The organism is Mycobacterium sp. NPDC003323 (assembly GCF_053589535.1).
Window position 1 is genome coordinate 61,318 of sequence record NZ_JBSFSB010000015.1, and the last position, 17,159, is coordinate 78,476.

At 68.5% G+C, this 17,159-nt stretch carries 12 protein-coding genes; 7 read left to right on the plus strand and 5 right to left on the minus strand.

Translation table 11 applies throughout. From position 1 onward, the window contains the following. The first annotated feature begins 11 nt into the window (after nucleotides 1-11). Nucleotides 12-1,676: an ABC transporter family substrate-binding protein gene (locus tag ACWDUN_RS24535; RefSeq protein WP_449932718.1), complete on the plus strand. Its 1,665-nt coding sequence runs from the start codon at nucleotides 12-14 to the stop codon at nucleotides 1,674-1,676. On the opposite strand, the gene ACWDUN_RS24540 is transcribed toward ACWDUN_RS24535, so the two are convergent. Next, nucleotides 1,666-2,904, minus strand: coding sequence for an alpha/beta fold hydrolase (locus ACWDUN_RS24540; RefSeq protein ID WP_449932720.1), 1,239 nt, complete (start codon nucleotides 2,902-2,904; stop codon nucleotides 1,666-1,668). The two genes, ACWDUN_RS24535 and ACWDUN_RS24540, sit on opposite strands and share 11 nt — an antisense overlap. A gap of 108 nt (nucleotides 2,905-3,012) precedes the next feature. On the opposite strand from ACWDUN_RS24540, the gene ACWDUN_RS24545 reads away from it, so the two are divergent. Then, nucleotides 3,013-4,215, plus strand: coding sequence for an acyl-CoA dehydrogenase family protein (locus tag ACWDUN_RS24545; protein WP_449932722.1), 1,203 nt, complete (start codon nucleotides 3,013-3,015; stop codon nucleotides 4,213-4,215). A gap of 36 nt (nucleotides 4,216-4,251) precedes the next feature. After that, on the plus strand, nucleotides 4,252-5,601 hold the full coding sequence (locus ACWDUN_RS24550) for an LLM class flavin-dependent oxidoreductase (protein WP_449932723.1): 1,350 nt from the start codon (nucleotides 4,252-4,254) through the stop codon (nucleotides 5,599-5,601). A 10-nt stretch (nucleotides 5,602-5,611) separates the two neighbouring features. Here ACWDUN_RS24550 and ACWDUN_RS24555 read toward each other — a convergent pair whose 3' ends face one another. Together ACWDUN_RS24555 and ACWDUN_RS24560 are read right to left on the minus strand one after the other, a co-directional pair. Then, nucleotides 5,612-8,230, minus strand: coding sequence for an AAA family ATPase (locus ACWDUN_RS24555; protein WP_449932725.1), 2,619 nt, complete (start codon nucleotides 8,228-8,230; stop codon nucleotides 5,612-5,614). After that, a complete protein-coding gene (locus ACWDUN_RS24560) occupies nucleotides 8,227-9,396 on the minus strand; it encodes a metallophosphoesterase family protein (RefSeq protein ID WP_449932727.1) in 1,170 nt (389 codons plus the stop codon). Before ACWDUN_RS24560 ends, ACWDUN_RS24555 begins: the two co-directional genes overlap by 4 nt. A gap of 103 nt (nucleotides 9,397-9,499) precedes the next feature. On the opposite strand from ACWDUN_RS24560, the gene ACWDUN_RS24565 reads away from it, so the two are divergent. After that, on the plus strand, nucleotides 9,500-9,991 hold the full coding sequence (locus tag ACWDUN_RS24565; protein WP_449932728.1) for a SixA phosphatase family protein: 492 nt from the start codon (nucleotides 9,500-9,502) through the stop codon (nucleotides 9,989-9,991). 8 nt (nucleotides 9,992-9,999) lie between these two features. On the opposite strand, the gene ACWDUN_RS24570 is transcribed toward ACWDUN_RS24565, so the two are convergent. After that, nucleotides 10,000-10,548: a DUF3558 domain-containing protein gene (locus ACWDUN_RS24570; RefSeq protein WP_449932729.1), complete on the minus strand. Its 549-nt coding sequence runs from the start codon at nucleotides 10,546-10,548 to the stop codon at nucleotides 10,000-10,002. Nucleotides 10,549-10,553: 5 nt separating this feature from the next. Continuing rightward, nucleotides 10,554-11,084 carry a DUF3558 domain-containing protein gene (locus tag ACWDUN_RS24575; RefSeq protein WP_449932795.1) on the minus strand — a complete coding sequence of 177 codons (531 nt, stop codon included), beginning with the start codon at nucleotides 11,082-11,084 and terminating at the stop codon, nucleotides 10,554-10,556. Between the two features lie 169 nt (nucleotides 11,085-11,253). Here ACWDUN_RS24575 and ACWDUN_RS24580 point away from each other — a divergent pair, with 169 nt between their 5' ends. From ACWDUN_RS24580 to ACWDUN_RS24590, 3 genes are all read left to right on the plus strand, one after another. Beyond that, a complete protein-coding gene (locus ACWDUN_RS24580) occupies nucleotides 11,254-12,981 on the plus strand; it encodes an ABC transporter ATP-binding protein (protein WP_449932731.1) in 1,728 nt (575 codons plus the stop codon). 17 nt (nucleotides 12,982-12,998) lie between these two features. Next, a complete protein-coding gene (locus tag ACWDUN_RS24585) occupies nucleotides 12,999-14,861 on the plus strand; it encodes an ABC transporter ATP-binding protein (protein WP_449932797.1) in 1,863 nt (620 codons plus the stop codon). Between the two features lie 79 nt (nucleotides 14,862-14,940). After that, the gene (locus tag ACWDUN_RS24590) at nucleotides 14,941-17,151 is read left to right on the plus strand and encodes a molybdopterin-containing oxidoreductase family protein (RefSeq protein ID WP_449932733.1); all 2,211 of its coding nucleotides are present in this window, start codon (nucleotides 14,941-14,943) and stop codon (nucleotides 17,149-17,151) included. The last annotated feature ends 8 nt before the right edge of the window (nucleotides 17,152-17,159 follow it).

The following is a 17,159-nucleotide window of genomic DNA, read 5'->3' on the forward strand; positions in this document are numbered from 1 at the left end:
AGTCAGATCGCATGAGTGCGATTTCGCGTCTGCTCGCCGTCGCGTCGGTGACGGTGCTGGCCCTGACCGGTTGTTCGTCCCCGGATACCTCGGTGCCCTCGGCCGGTGGCAACGCCGAGATCGGCGCCACCGCCGACATCAATCCGCAGGACCCGTCGACCCTGCAGCAGGGCGGCAACCTGCGCCTGGCGCTGACCGGCTTCCCGCCCAACTTCAACTATCTGCACGTCGACGGCAACCTCGGCGAACTCGGCCGGATGCTGCGGGCGACCCTGCCGCGCGCCTTCGTCATCGAACCCGACGGTGAGATGTCGGTCAACAACGACTACTTCACCGATGTCGAGCTCACCAGCACCGACCCGCAGGTGGTGACCTACACCATCAATCCCGCGGCGGTCTGGTCGGACGGCTCCCCGATCACCTGGGAGGACATGGCCGCCCAGATCAACGCGACCAGCGGCAAGGACAAGCGCTTCCTGTTCGCCTCCCCCAACGGCAGCGAGCGCGTCGCCTCGGTCACCAGGGGCGTCGACGACCGGCAGGCCGTCATCACCTTCGACCGGCACTTCGCCGACTGGCGGGGCATGTTCGCGGGCAACGCCATGCTCGCCCCCAAGGCGGTGACCTCCGACCCGGAGGCGTTCAACCGGGGATTCCTCAACGGTCCGTCGGTGTCGGCCGGGCCGTTCATGATCAGCACCGTCGACCGCGCGGCGCAGCGGATCGTGCTGACCCGCAACCCGAAATGGTGGGGTACGCCACCGCTGCTGGATTCGATCACCTACACCGTGCTCGACGATGCCGCCGTCATCCCGGCCTTGCAGAACAACGCGCTCGACGCGGCGGGTCTGGCCTCGCTGGATGATCTGGAGAATGCCCGGCGCACTCCGGGTGTCAGCATCCGTCGCGCGCCGGCGCCCAACTGGTATCACCTCACCATCAACGGCAACGAGGGCGCCATCCTGTCCGATCCGGGTCTGCGCTCGGCCATCGCCAAGGGGCTGGACCGCCAAGCCATCGCCGCCGTCACCCAGCGCGGACTGGCTGACAACCCGGCCGCGCTGAACAACCACATCTACCTGGCCGGCCAGGAGGGCTACCAGGACAACAGCATCGGCTTCGACCCCGAGGCCGCCAAGGCCGATCTCGATGCGCTGGGCTGGACGCTCAACGGTCAGTTCCGCGAGAAGGACGGTCGGCAACTCAAAATCCGCAACATCTTCTACGACGGGCAGAGCACCCGGGCCGTCGCCCAGATCGCGCAGAATCAGCTGGCGCAGATCGGCGTCAACCTCGAATTGGTCCCCGCCGCCGGTGGCGCCCTGTTCCCCGATTTCGTGACGATCGGTAACTTCGACATGGCCCAGTTCGCCTGGGGTGGCGATGCTTTCCCGTTGGCCAGCCTGACCCAGATCTATGCCGCCCAGGGTGAGAGCAACTACGGCAAGATCGGCAGCGCCGAGATCGACGCCAAGATCGAGGAGGTCCTGGCCGAACTCGACCCGGCCAAGGCCCGCGAGCTGGCCAACGAGCTGGACAAGATGATCTGGGCCGAAGGCCACAGCCTGCCGCTGTTCCAGGCGCCGGGCAACGTCGCCATCCGCAGCAATCTGGCGAACTACGGTCCGACCGGCATCGGCGATATCAACTATTCGACGATCGGCTTCATGAAGTAGCCAGCCGCGGCACCCCGTCGGGCACGACGGCCTCGGCCTTGGCGGCCAGTTCGACGCTGCGCACCAGCAGCCGCACCGTCAGGTTGGCCGGTAATTGGTCCAGTTCGGCTGCGTGGGAAGCCAGTTGCGCGATCCGCCCGTCACTGACGGCCCGGCAGACCTGCAGCGCGGCGTGCTCGCGGGTGTCCAGGATGCTGTGACCGGCGGTCGGGAAGTCGACCAGGGTGGCCTGCGGGATCAGCTCGGCGATCCGCCGGGCCACCGTCGGCGGGGTGGTCAGATCACGACCGCCGGACAGCACCGCGGTCGGCCAGCCGAATCGCGGCGTCTGCACCGCCAGGTCATAGGGTTCGGCGACGAATTCGACGTCGCCGAGCGCGATCTCACGCAGCGCGACCGCCGGGTCCAGGGGTCCACCGTCGGGTATCGCGCCGTAGTTCAGCTCGCGATAGGCGATCCGCTCGACCAGGTCGGGCTCGTGGTGGAAGGCAGTCTCGCGTTCCAGCAGCAGCCGGGTCCCCAGCCCGACGGCGGCCCACAGCCAGTCATGGCCCGCCAGTAGCAGATCGAGCTGTCGGCGCAGCACCTCGGGGCCGGCCAGTTCGTAGAGCCCGACCGCGCGCAGCACGGCCGTCGGACCGAAGGTCCCGCGCGCCACCAGTTCGCGCACCTTGGCGGCCAGGTCGACGGTGCCCGGCTCGCCGTCCCACAGCACCCGCCGGATGTGCGTGCGCGAATCGGCGATGTCATCGGCCGACAGAATTGGTGAGTCCAGCACCATGCTGCGGACCCGACCGGGATGTCGGACCCCGACCCCGGCCGCCAGGTAGGTGCCGTACGAGGTGCCGTAGATGTGGGCGGACTCGACACCGGCGTCGTCGAGCACCGCGGCGATATCGTCGACCACCGCGTCGACGGTCATGGCCTCGGGTGGCAGGTCGTGTCCGTGGTCGTCCTGTCGAGACAGGCCGACACCGCGGTGTTCGACCATGATGACGTCCAGGCCGGCTGACGCGGCGTGCCGGCGGAAGGCGCGGTACAGCGCCACCGACGCCGCGCCGGGACCACCGGGGATGACCACAATGGGATGGCTGGATTTGCGGCCCGACCGCACGTAGTGGACGTCGAACTGGGCGGCGTCGTCGGTGCCGATCGGGCGCCGCACCGGGCGCACACCGGGAAGCGCGGCCAGCCGGTCGTGGGCGCGGCGACGCCTGGTCGTGGTCATCACCGTCCATTCTGCCGCGCCGGTCACCGTCCTGTGTGGCCGTGTTCTCAGGATCGTGGTGATCGCAAGCAGTGTGGGTGCCCGGTGCGCTCGGTTGTACTGATCGCCATGACGACGATCGAGAACACCCATCGCATCCTGCCCGAGTCCCCCGAATGGAAGGACCTGCTGAGCAACATCGGGGCCGGTGCGCGGGACCGGGATCGCAACGACGAGAATCCGTTCGATCAGGTTGCGGCGCTGAAGCAAGCCGGGTTCGGCACCCTTCGGCTGCCCGCCGAACGTGGGGGCGCAGGCCTGACTGTGCCACAGCTCTTTTCGGCCGTCATCGACGTGGCCCAGGCCGACCCGATCGTGGCCCACATCTTCCGTGCGCACTTCTGGTTCGTCGAGGAGCGGCTGCGATCCGGACCGGACAGCTGGCTGGATCGGGTGGCCGCAGGCAAGATCTTCGGCAACGCGTTCAGCGAGAAGGGCAGCAATGCCGTCGGCAGCCTGGTGTTCAACACTCGGCTGCTGCCCGCCACCGACGGCGGGTTCCGCCTCGACGGTGAGAAGTACTACAGCACCGGAACCCTGTTCGCCGATTATCTGACGGCCACCGCCACCACCGATCACGATTCGGTGGCCACCGTTGTCGTACCGACCGACCGCGCCGGGGTTGCGATCATCGATGACTGGGACGGCTTCGGTCAGCGTCGCACCGGCACGGGTACCACCACGTTCACCGGTGTGGCGGTGTCGGCGGACGAGGTGCTCGCCGACACGCCGTACGACGCCGCGCCGGCACCGACCGTGCAGTATGCGTCGCTGCAGCTCTACATCCACGCCGTGGTCGCCGGTGTGCTGGCCGACGTCGTCGAGGACGGGGTGGCGCTGCTGCGCTCCCGGCAACGCAGCTTCAGCCACGCATTGGCCGACAACCCCGCCGATGATCCGCTGCTGCAACGGCAACTCGGTGAGCTGGCCGCCACCGCGTATATCGCGCGGACCGCGGTTCTGGATGCCGCCGAGGCGATCGGCGCGGCAACCGATTCCGAGGTCGACGGAGTGCCGGATGCCGACCTGGCCGCCGAGGCCCAGCTCAAGGTCGCGAAGGTCAAGGTGCATCTGGACGATATCGCGCCGACCGCCGCCACCCGGCTCCTGGAACTCGGCGGGGCCAGTGCCGCCAGCCGCCAGCGCAACCTGGACCGGCATTGGCGCAACATCCGCACCATCACCTTGCACAACCCCGTCGGCCTGAAGGCCCGGGTGATCGGGCAGCACCTGCTGCACGGCACCCCGATCCCCGCCAACGCCTACTTCTGACATCTGTGCGATTTGTGCCCGAGAAAGGTCCATGACATGCCCAAGCAACTGCACCTCGGCGGATTCCAGATCGCCTCCCAGGTCACCCACTCGCACGCGGCCTGGCGCCACCCCGGGAGCGATACCGGATTCACCACCCCGGAGTACTACCACCGCATCGGCCGCATCCTGGAACGCGGCAAGTTCGATTTCGTGTTCTTCGCCGACCTGCTCGCCGCGCCGGCCCAGTACGGCCGCGATATCACCGAACCTCTGCGCCGTGGCACCCAGGCCACCGCCACCCTGGATCCCTCGATCGTGGCCGCCAGCATCGGCGCGGTGACCTCGAAGCTGGGTGTGGCGATCACCAAGTCCGCGACCTTCTTTCACCCCTATGAGCTGGCGCGCATCTTCGCCAGCCTCGACCACATCACCCGGGGGCGGGTGGCGTGGAACATCGTCACCTCGCTGACGGCCAGTGAGGCGCAGAACTTCGGCCAGGACACCCATCTGGATCACGAGTTCCGATACGAGCGAGCCGACGAATTCCTACGCACCACACTGGAACTGTGGTCGTCATGGGACGCCGATGCGGTGGTGCTGGACAAGGACAGCGGAGTGTTCGCCGATCCGGACAAGATCCGCCGGGTCGAGCACGACGGGAAGTTCTTCCGCACCCGGGGTCCGCTCAACGTGCCGCGCTCTCCGCAGGGCCGGCCGGTCCTGATCCAGGCCGGGTCGTCGAATACCGGCCGCGATTTCGCCGCACGGTGGGCCGAGGCCATCTTCGAGATCGACCCGACACCCGAGGGGCGGCGCGCCTACTATGACGACATCAAGTCGCGGGCAGACAATTTCGGCCGCAATCCGGACGGGGTGCTGATCTTCCCGGCGTTCATCCCGTTCATCGGCGAGACCGAGTCGATCGCCCGTGAGAAGCAGGCCTTCCACAATGAGCTCGCCGACCCGATCTCCGGGTTGATCACGCTCAGCGTGCACACCGATCACGACTTCTCCCGATACGACCTCGACGCGCCGGTGCAAGAGGTACAGGTGACCGGCACACAGGGCCTGTTCGACACCGCGCGGCGGGTGGCCAACCGGGACAACCTGACGCTGCGCGATATCGGTAAGTGGTACGCCCAGGGTGTGCTGCTGCCGCAGTTCGTCGGCACGGCCGCGCAGGTCGCCGATCAAATCGAGGAGTCGTTCCGCGGCGGCGAGGCGGACGGATTCATGGTCTCGGCGGCCCAAAGCCCAGGGACCTTCAACGATTTCGTGGACTACGTGGTGCCGGAGCTGCAGCGGCGAGGGTTGTTCCGCACCGAGTACAGCGGCAACACGCTGCGTGATCACCTCGGCCTCAGCGCGCTACCCGCCCCGGCGATCGCCGAGGCCGTCGCCTAGCGCACAAGGCCTAGGCGGTCAGCTCGATCAATTGGGCGCCACCGATCCCGGCGTAGCGGTCCGGACTGCACGTCAACACGATCACCTGACCGTCACCGCCGACGGAGTCGAACACCTCGGCCATCCGGGTCAGCCGGTCGGGATCGGTGAACCCCAGCGCATCGTCGATGACGACGGGCACCGTGTCCTCCTTGGCCACCAGGGAGGCACACGCCAGTCGCGCGACGATGCCGATCTGCTCCTTGGCACCGCCGGAGAGCGACTCGTAGCCGACGGTGGTGCCGTCGAGGGTGCGACTTCGGATGGTGAGGTCGGTGTCGATGTCGACCTCGAAATCCACGCCGAACACGATGCGGCCCAACCGTTCGATCTCACTGCGGAACGGTTCGACATACCGCAGGCGCGCCGATTCGCGATGGCGCAACATGACCGTGCGCAGCATGGCGGCCGCCCGGGCGCGGCGGCCGACCCGCAGATACTCGCCGTGGGCGTGCTCGCGTTCGGCTTCGGCGTCATCCAGTGCGCCCCGGCGCCCCTCGCTGCCGTACAGCTTGAGGGCGGCGGACACCTCGGTCAGTGCCATCGCGGCGGCATCCCGTTCGGCGTGCAGTCGCTGCACCGCGGTGGTGGCGGCCGCGAGTTCGGCCTGCACCGCGTCGGGATGGGCGGCGGCCAATTCGGCGTCGAGACGAGTCAATTCGGCCGATGCCCGGGCGAGGCGTTCGGCGTCGGCTTCGACCTGCAGGCTCAGCTGGTCATCGGCGGCCACCAGCCGGGCCGCGGCCAGCCGGTGCGTCGCGGCATCGTGTTCGGACTGCGCGGCCTCCAGCTTCTCGCGCAGCACCCCGGCCGCGACCGCGGCGTCGTTGCACTTGGCGGTGGCCGCGGCGGCCACCTTGCGCAGCGTATCGGCCTGTTCGGTGGCCGCGGTGTGGGCGGCGACGGCCTGCGCCAGCGCGGTCCGCGCCGCGCCGGTGTCCCCGGTGACCACGGCCTGATCGGCGGTCAGCTCGACGTGGCGGGCGCGCAGCTGCGCCGCGGTTTCGGCGCCGGTGATCGCGGCGACGGTCGCCCGGAGGGTGTCGCGCGCGGTGCACAGTTCCCGACGGCGGGTGTCGAGTGCGTGCGCAGCCTCCACATCGGCCACCGCGGCCTGTGCGAGCACCTGGGCCAGGTCGTGTTGGGCGGCTTCGAGTTCGGCATGGGTCTGCAGCGCGTCGACACCCGGCACCACCCGAGCGCGCAGCACACCGGGCACCTCGACCGCGGTGGGTTCGGCGACGGAGATCGCCCAGTCCTGGCCGGCGCTCAGGTCGGTGGTGGTGTCGGCGGACCGCAGCTGGATATCGGCGAGCGCGACGAGTTCCATTCTGGCCGAGGCCAGTTCGGCACGGCCGGCGGCACGCTCGACCGATCTGGACGCCGCGTCGATCTGCTTGAGCAGCGCGTCGGTCATCGGGTTGGCGGCCAGCTCACGTTCGATGTCGGCGAGTTCGGCGGACGCGGCATCGAGCTTGGCGATATGCGCCGTCAGCCGCGCGGCCTCGTCGCGCGCGACCAGTGCGGCGACCTCCGCGCGCGCGGACTCGACGGCCGCGGCTGCGGCCGTCGCGGTCACCAGAGCCTGCTCGGCATCGGACTCGGCGGCTTCGACCACCTTGCGGGCAAGCCCGTGCGCCCGCGCGGATTCGGCGGCGATCGTCACGAGTTCGGCGACAGCCGTTGACCTTTCGTCGGCCGCGATGCGCAGTCTGCGCCGCTCGGTGACCGCGGCGAGCGCGGCGGTGTGCGTGGCGGCAGCGGCCTCGGCGACCACCTTCGCGGTGTCGCGTGCACGGGCCAGCTCATCGACCACGGCCGCGGCCTCTTCGGCGGTTGTGCAGCGCGCCTCGGCGGCCTGTACCTGTTCGGCCAGCATGGACAGCTGACCGGTCAACGCGGCATGCCGCGCGATGGCCTGCTCGACCTGCTGCAGCGCTGCGGTGCGCTCGGTGACCGACTCATCGGCCGCCCGCAGTCGGGCGCCGGCGGCCGCCCAGATACCGGTGGGGCGGCCGGTTGCGGTGAAATAGCTGAGGTATTCGCGCTCGATCTTGTCGATGAGCAGCGGGTCGGTATCACCGCAGTCCGGGGCACCGTCCGAGGAGCCGGCCGCGACATCGAGGGCCCGCGACAGGGCATCGCAGCCGGACAGGTCGACCGGGGCGGTGGCCGAGGACTGCAGCACACGCTGCGCCTGCCACAGCGCGGTGTCGACGGTCTCGTCGAGGATGGCCAGCACCCGGTCGTGGGCCTCGTCGCCGGTGAGCTGGCGCCGGGCCGGCGCGAGTTCGGTCAACGCGGTTTCGGCCCGCTTGTGGAAGCGCTTGCGGTAGATGAACCGATAGGGGCCCGTGGAGATTTCGGCGAGTACCTCCGCGCCGACATCGGCGTGGGTCGGCTTGACCGCCTTGACCTCCTTCTTCGAGGAACGGTCCTTGACGGTCAGCAGCAGGTCGAGCGCCTCGATCATCGAGGACTTGCCGATCTCGTTGGCGCCGCTGATGACCACGACACCCCGCTCGGGGAACTCGATTTCGCGGTGGGCCACGCCGCGATAGTTGGTGAGGACCAACCGGTGCAGTTTCATGCCACACTCCCCTCCGGATGAGCGGCGGTCAGCCGCAACAGCAGTGCGAGTGCGGACCGGGCGTCATCGGCGTCGTCGCCCTCGGCACGTGCGGCGTCGACCAGTTCCTGCACGGCGTTGGTGGCAAAACCGCCGATCGGCAGGTCGTCGAACTCTCCGTCGGCCGGTAGCACCGCGATGTCGCAGTGCCGATCCCAGGTGCGCAGCGAGGCGAACAGCCGGGCGTAGCGGTCCAGGCAGGCATCGAGTTTCGCCTTGTCCCCGACGGTCAACGATCCGGTGAGCACCATCCGCACGACGGTGCGCTCCTTGTCGGACAGCTGGTCGAGGTTGATGTCCAGACCGGCGATATCGCGGTCGTCGTCGACTTCGTGGCGCAGCGTCACGAACCGCCACTTGCCCACCCGACGGGCGGTGACCTGCACCGGGTGCGCCGGATCGGCCTCATCGACATCGACGACCAGCACGTGCCCGGGGTCGGTCTCGATATCGTCGTAGTTGGTGACCTCGGGTGAGCCCGAGTACCAGACCCGGCCGGTGGCACCGACCTGTGTGCGGGAGTGCTTGTCCCCCAACGCCACATAGTGCACCGCACCGGCGCGCAGCGCCTCCTCCACACCGGCCAGCCGGATCAACGACGGTTTCGACGGATCGGGGTCCAGCACGTCCACACCGCCATGGGCGACGACCACCCGCACCGTCCCGTCGGCCGGGACTCCGGCGATCACCGCGCCCGCCAGATCGGTGGTGGGCGCCTTGGAACGCCAAGGCGCGGCGAGGATCTGCACCCCGGGACGCACCTCGAAGGCACCGTCGCGGTCGAGCACCGTGACATTGTCGGGACGCTCGGCCAGGAACAGCGCGCTGGTGTACACCGATCCGGCGTCGAGCTGATCGTGATTGCCGGGCAGCAGATAGACCGGCACCTCGATGGCCCGCATCGCCTCCAGCGCCAGGCTCACCTCACGCGGGGACAACTGGTTGTCCTCGAAGACGTCACCGGCGACCACCACGAACTCGGCACCGACCTCGGCCGCCAGCGCGCCGAGCCCGGCAACGGCCTCCCGGCGGGCGGCCGCATAGCGCGATTGTGCTTCTCCGCCACCGGCACTGAGGAAGTGCCGCGTCATCCCGAGCTGCCAGTCCGCGGTGTGCAGGAAGCGCATCGGTGCACTCCTTTCCGAGGTCGTCGATCACTGCTTGAGCGAGTCTAGGTCGGGTGTCCGACAAGTCCCGGGACCTGCGTCGGCATGGCCTAACCTCAAGTGGATGAGAACCCTGTTGCTGCTGCGCCACGCCAAGTCGGACTATCCGTCCGGGGTCTCAGACCACGACCGTCCGCTCGCGCCGCGCGGTATCCGGGAGGCCGCGCTGGCCGGCGACTGGTTGCGCGCGCACGCACCGGGGATCGACGCGGTGCTGTGCTCGACGGCGACCCGTACCCGGCTGACTCTGGAGCGCACCGGGATCGACGCGCCGGTACGTTTCGTCGACCGGATCTACGACGCCACCCCGGGCATCGTGCTGTCGGAGATCAACGGAGTCTCCGATGATGTGCAGACGCTGCTGGTGATCGGTCACGAGCCGGTGATGTCGGGACTGACGCTCGGGCTGGCCGGTCCCGACAGCGATGCCGATGCGGTGGCCGAGGTCGAGTCGAAGTTTCCGACCTCGGCGATGGCGCTGTTACGGGTGCCCGGCTCGTGGCGGGATCTGCAGCTGCGCGGCGCGCAGCTGGCCGATTTCCACGTGCCGCGCTGAACCGGCCGCTACGAGTTGGTGGCCAGGGTCAGTTCCATCAACTTGATCGCCATCCCGCAGGCATCGATCCCGGGTGCCTGCGGATTCACCCACCAGCCCACGACACCGCTGGCATCGCTGGCGACACCGCAGGCGTTGTTGTCGTTGGGGTTGCGCATGACGATCGACTGGACGCCGGCGATCCGGCGCTCCTCGACGGGGAACTGCAGCTCCTCGGCGACCTGTCGCTCGTAGTCCAGGCTGCCCAGCTCGAACCAGAACCGGGTGATGTCCACCAACCCGTTCGGGTTGGCGGCCTGCCAGCGGCACACCGCGCCGACGAACGTGCTCTGGATGTCCAACGGGTCGGCGCCGACCGTCTCGGCGAGGATGTCGTCGGTCAGGACATCACATTCCTTGAGCAGGTTCGGGTAGGTGCGTTCGGAGTCGTTGTTGCGCGGCCCGGCGCCGGAGGACTTGATGGCGGTGCCGTCGACCGCGCGCGAGCAGCCCTGCACGCCGAGCACCATCATCAGCGCCGCCAACAGGGCGAACGCGACGGTCAGGGTTCGTTTCATACGATTCATCGCTCCGCATTCACGATCGACTGGCGGGTCAGCTCCTTGGCGACCTCACAGGCGTCCGGGAACGGCTTCTGGGTGTAACTGACCGACCATTCGATGAAGTCGTCACCGAAGCCGATGCCGACCTCGCAGAGATTCTGACCGAGCACCAGATCCTCGCCGATACCGATGAAGCCGTCGTGGCCCTCGATGCTGATGTCCTCGACGCTGGCCCGGGACAGCTCCATGGTCTTACGTTCGCGTCCCATCGGGCTTCCGCGGAAATGGGTGAACGAGAAGTGCGGGCCGACGATGCCACCGCCGGCGAGCCACTGGCAGCCCACCGAGGTGCGGGCCGTGTTGACCAGACCGCGCACCTGTGTCAGCTGCGCGACGGTTTCATCGCTCACGCCGCCGCATTCGGGGAAGACGGGCCCGTGCTGGGCCTCGGGCGCGGACTGGGTGCTCGGCGGCACCGAGGGTGAGCCGGGGCTCTCGGATTCGGAACATGCGACGAGGACGGGCAGCACCGCAGTGGCGGCAACCAGCATCTTCGCCGCGCAGCTGAGTCGGCCTCGAGATGCACGGGGGCCGCATCGGTTGGTCACGACATGCACTGTAGCGGCCACCCGGGCCTACCCCGTTGACATACGGACTGACCTGCCGTTACGTGTCTCGCCGGTCACCGGCCGCGATGCCGCAGTGTGCAACAGTAGCCAGATGCTGCTGGCCCTGGTTCGTCGCCACGTGCAGCCCTACCGCGGGCTGCTCGCCGTCGTCGCGGCGCTGCAGGTGGTCAGCACGTTGGCGTCGCTGTATCTGCCGACGGTCAACGCCGCCATCATCGATGAGGGCGTCGCCGAGGGTGACACCGCGCGGATCGTCCACCTCGGTCTGGTGATGCTGGGCGTGACGGCGTTGCAGGTGGCCTGCGCGGTGGGCGCGGTGTTCTTCGGGTCCCGCGCCGCGATCGGGTTCGGCCGCGATCTGCGCGCCAAGATCTTCGGCCATGTCCTGGGCTTCTCGGCGGCCGAGACCGCCCGGTTCGGCGCGCCCACACTGCTGACCCGCACCACCAATGACGTCCAGCAGATCCAGCTGCTGGTGCAGATGACGGCCACCATGCTGATCACCGCGCCGATCATGGGGGTCGGGGGTATCGCCATGGCGATCCATCAGGACGCCGGGCTGTCCTGGCTGCTGCTGATCAGTGTGCCGGTGCTGGCGCTGGCGAACTGGTGGGTGGTGTCCAAGCTGCTGCCGATCTTTCGCACCATGCAGGGATTGATCGACAACATCAACCGGGTGATGCGCGAGCAGCTCGCCGGGATCCGGGTGGTGCGCGCGTTCGCCCGCGAGCCGCTGGAACGACACCGGTTCGCCGAGGCCAACGGGGCGCTGGCCGACACCGCCCTGACCGCCGGGCGGTGGCAGGCGTTGATGCTGCCGGCCACGACGCTGGTGATCAACGTCTCCAGCGTCGCGCTCATCTGGTTCGGCGGGCAGCGCATCGACGCCGGGCAGATGCAGGTGGGTTCGCTGATCGCGTTCCTGGCCTATTTCATGCAGATCCTGATGGCGGTGCTGATGGCGACCCTGCTGCTGGTGCTGCTGCCGCGGGCCGCGGCGTGCGCGGAACGGATCACCGAGGTGCTGGCCACCGAGCCCCAGATCACCAGCCCCGCCGAGCCGGTGGCCGCACCGGTGGTGCGCGGCCGGGTCGAGCTCCACGCCGCCACATTCAGCTATCCGGGCGCGGATCGTCCGGTGGTGCACGGTGTTTCGCTGACCGCCCGGCCGGGCACCGTCACCGCGATCGTGGGCAGCACCGGATCGGGTAAGTCGACGTTGTTGGCGCTGATCAGCCGGCTCTACGACGTCACGGGCGGGGCGGTGCGCCTGGACGGTGTCGACGTCCGTGACTACGACACCGAAGACCTCTGGGCGGCAATCGGTCTGGTCCCGCAGCGGGGCTATCTGTTCTCCGGCACGGTCGCGGACAACCTGCGCTACGGCAAGGCCGATGCCGACGAGGCCGAGATGTGGGCGGCGTTGCGGGTGGCCGCCGCCGACGATTTCGTGCGCGCGCATCCGGATGGTCTGCAGATGCGGGTGGCCCAGGCCGGGATCAATTTCTCCGGCGGGCAGCGGCAGCGGCTGGCCATCGCCCGTGCCGTCATCCGCCGACCGGCGGTGTACCTGTTCGATGACGCCTTCTCGGCGTTGGACACCCGCACCGACGCGCGGGTGCGAGAGGCGCTGCGCGCGGTGGCCGCCGAGGCCACGGTCGTCATCGTCTCGCAGCGCATCGCCACGGTGGCCCAGGCAGATCAGGTGATCGTCGTGGACGACGGCCTGGTCGTGGGCGCGGGCACCCACGAGTCGCTGCTGCGGAACTGCCCCACGTATGCCGAGTTCGTGGACTCCCAGACGGTGGGTATCTCGTGAGCCGGCCGATGCGCGGTATGGAACCCCCGACAGTACGGTCGCGCGATTTCACCGGTTCGGCCCTGCGGCTGCTGAAAAGGCTGATCCCGCAACGCGGCCTGACGGTCGTGGTGATCAGCCTGGCGATGGGCGGTATCGCGATCGGCGTCATCGGTCCGCGCATCCTCGGTCATGCCACCGATCTGTTGTTCAACGGTGTGATCGGCCGGGAACTGCCCGCCGGCCTGACCAGGGAGCAGGCGATCGTGTCCGCCCGGGCGCGCGGTGACGACAGCCTGGCCGATCTGGTGTCCGGCATGGACGTGGTGCCCGGTCAAGGGGTGGACTTCGGCGCCGTCGCTCGGACGCTGCTGTTGGCGTTGGGACTGTATCTTGTTGCCGCCCTGTTGGTGTGGTTGCAGGCCCGGATCCTGAACGTGGTGATCCAGCGGACCATGATGGCGATGCGCAGCGAGATCCAGCAGAAGGTGCACCGCCTGCCGCTGTCGTATGTGGACGGCCGCCAGCGCGGCGAATTGCTCAGCCGGGTCACCAACGATGTCGACAATGTGCAATCCACGCTCGGGATGGCGATCAGCCAATTGCTCACCTCGGTGATCACCGTCGTGGCGGTGCTGGTGATGATGCTGACGATCTCGCCGCTGCTGGCCCTCATCACCGTGCTGACGGTTCCGCTGTCGCTGCTGGCGACGCGGGCCATCACCCGCCGTTCGGCAACGTTGTTCGCCGAGCAGTGGGCCAACACCGGTCGGCTCAACGCCCACATCGAGGAGACCTACAGCGGTTTCACGGTGGTGAAGACCTACGGGCACCGCGCCGCCGCCGCCGAACAGTTCGACCGGCTCAACGCCGACGTGCACCGCACCAGTTTGGGAGCGCAGTTCCTGTCCGGGCTGGTCGGGCCGGCGACCACCTTCATCGGCAACCTCAGTTATGTGGCGGTCGCGGTGGTCGGCGGGATCCAGGTCGCCACCGGCCAGATCACGCTGGGCAGTATCCAGGCCTTCATCCAGTACGTGCGGCAGTTCAACCAGCCGCTGACCCAGGTGGCGGCCATGTACAACGCCCTGCAGTCCGGTATCGCCAGCGCAGAACGCATCTTCGAGTTGCTCGACGCGCCCGAGGAGTCGGCGGACCCACCGCCCGTTGCGCGCCCGGCCGGGCCCGGCCGAGTGCAGTTCGAGGGGGTGTCCTTCGGGTACCGGCCCGATACCCGCGTCATCGACGATCTGTCCCTCACGGCCGCGCCGGGGTCGACGGTCGCGATCGTCGGGCCCACCGGGGCGGGCAAGACCACGCTGGTGAATCTGCTGATGCGGTTCTACGAGGTCGACTCCGGGCGCATCACCATCGACGGCGTCGACATCGCCGCGATACCGCGCGCCGAACTGCGGTCGCGCATCGGCATGGTGTTGCAGGACACCTGGCTGTTCGGCGGCACCATCTACGACAACATCGCCTATGGGCGGCCCGATGCGTCCGAAAATGAGGTACACGCGGCGGCACGCGCGGCCTACGTCGACCGGTTCGTGCAGACGCTGCCGCTGGGCTATCAGACCCGCGTCGGTGACGATGGCGGGGCCATCAGCGCCGGCGAGAAGCAGCTGATCACCATCGCCCGCGCGGTTCTGGCCCGCCCGCAATTGCTGATCCTCGACGAGGCCACCAGTTCGGTGGATACCCGCACCGAACTGCTGATCCAGCAGGCGATGGCCGAATTACGCAGAGATCGAACGAGTTTCATCATCGCCCACCGGCTGTCCACCATCCGCGACGCCGATCAGATCCTGGTGCTGGAAGCCGGACGCATCGTAGAGCGCGGCACCCATGCCGAACTGTTGGCGCGGCACGGCGAGTACTGGTCGATGGCCCGCTCCTGACGGTTCTGCATCCGGATCAAGCGGTCTGCTCAATCGGATTCCGCGGACAGCACCGGAACCCGCTGGGCAGTATGGGGTTATGGCCGAGACCGTGCACACGTTCTGCCGGTACTGCCTGGCCTCCTGCGGTGTCGAGGTCACCGTCGAGGACAACCGTGTCCGCAAGATCGCGGCCGACAAGCAGAACCCGCACAGCTGGCACGACTTCTGCGCCAAGGGCCGGACCGCGGCCGAGGTCGTCGAGCATCCGCGGCGGATCCTGACCCCGATGCGCCGGGTGGGTGAGCGCTACGTACCGGCCTCCTGGGAGGAGGCGATCACCGATATCGCCGGGCGGATGAACCGATTGATCGATGCCGACGGTCCCGACGCGATCGGCGCCTACTACGGCAATCCGGCCGGGTACTCGGCGTCCAATCTCGTGTTCATGAACGGCTGGCTGGACGCGATCGGCACGCGCAATCGGTATGCCGTCGGATCGGTGGACCAGAACGCCGTCCACGTGGTGGCCGAGGCCATGTACGGCTCGGCGCTCATGGTGCCGGTCTCCGATGTCGACAACTGTGACTTCTTCCTGCTGGTGGGCGCGAATCCCGCGGTGAGTGCCTGGAACTGGCTCGAATCGGTGCCCGGCGGCTGGCGTCGGGCATTGGAGCGGCAACGCGGCGGCGCGCGCATCGTGGTGGTCGATCCGGTGCGCACCGAATCGGCCGACAAGGCCGACGTTCACGTTCCGGTGCGCCCGGGCCAGGACTGGGCCTTGCTGCTCGCGATGGCCAAGGTGATCCTCGACGAGGGCTTGGAACACCGCGCCGATTGCACGGGTCTGGCGGCGGGGATGACGGAGCTGTACAACCTCGTGGCCGCCGCCGACATCGACGACCTGGCCGGCCGCTGCGAGGTGTCACCGCAGCAAATCGAGTCGCTGGCCCGGGAATTCGCCGGATCGGCCGGTGCCATGGTGATCACCCGCACCGGGGTCTCGCTGCAGCAGGCCGGCACCGTCGCCGAATGGTTGGGACATGTGCTCAACGTGATCACCGGACGGATGGATCGACCGGGCGGACGGCGCTTCGAACGCGGCTATGTCGACACGCTGCGGTTGGCGGGTCTGGCCGAGACCCCACCGCATCGCAGCCGCGTCGCCGGACGTGATCTGGTCGCCGGTGCGCATGCGCTGGCCGAGTTACCGGATGAGATCACCACACCCGGGCCGGGCCGGATCCGCGCGCTGCTGGTCAATTCGGGCAATCCCGTGATATCCGGTCCCGACGGCGCGAGATTGGATGCGGCACTGGCCGATCTGGATCTGCTGGTGGTCATCGACTTCGTGCAGCGCGAAAGCCACCGGCACGCGCACTGGTTGCTGCCGGCGGTGCACTGGCTGGAGCGCGATGATCTGCTGGCGCTGACCAGCGGTATGCGCGATGAACCCTTCGTCCAGTACGGTCGGCGCGCCGTCGATCCACCCGAGCAGACCCGCGAGGAGTGGCAGATCTTCGTCGATCTGGCGTCGGCGATGAAGCGGCCACTGTTCGGTATCCGCGGGCTCAATGGGTTCATCGGCCTCAGCCGGCGTCTGGCCGATCGGACGGGCCGGCCCGAATTGTCGTTCAGTCCGCGTTGGCTGAATCGGCTGATGATCCTGTCGGCACGAAAGGTCAACGGCCGCAAGTTGCGTTGGCGGGATGTGCGCGACAGTCGGCACGGTCTGGTGTTGGGCCCGCCGGAATTCGGGCATTTCCGGGATGCGCTGCGGACACCGGACAAGCGGGTCCGGGTGGCGCCGCCGCAGTTCGTCGCGCGCACCCGCGAACTCCTGGCCGCACCGGCGCCCGCGCCGGCGGCCGATTACCCGCTGCTGCTGGGTAATCGACGTAACCGGCATGCCATGAACTCCTGGCTCAACGAGTTGCCCGGGCTGCATCCCGCAGGCAAGCGCAATGTGCTGTTCGTGCATCCCGAGGACGCGGCACGGCTGGGGATCGCCGACGGTGACCGGGTGCGGGTGTCCTCCCCTGTCGGGTCGGTGGAGGTGGACGCCGCTTTGTCGGACCGGCCGCGCCGCGGCCTGGTGATACTCGAACACGGATGGGGATCGAGGGTTTTCGATCCGCACGGCGGTGCCGGACCGACAGCCTATGGGGTGAACCGCAATCTCCTGGTCGACGGCTCGGCGCTCGATCCGCTGTCCCAGACCTCGGCGCTGGGCGGTGCCCATGTCCGCGTCGAGCCGGCTCCCCGGGCGACGTCGGTTGTCGGTGAACGGGTTTCGCGCAAGGATCGGTAGTAGCGGCG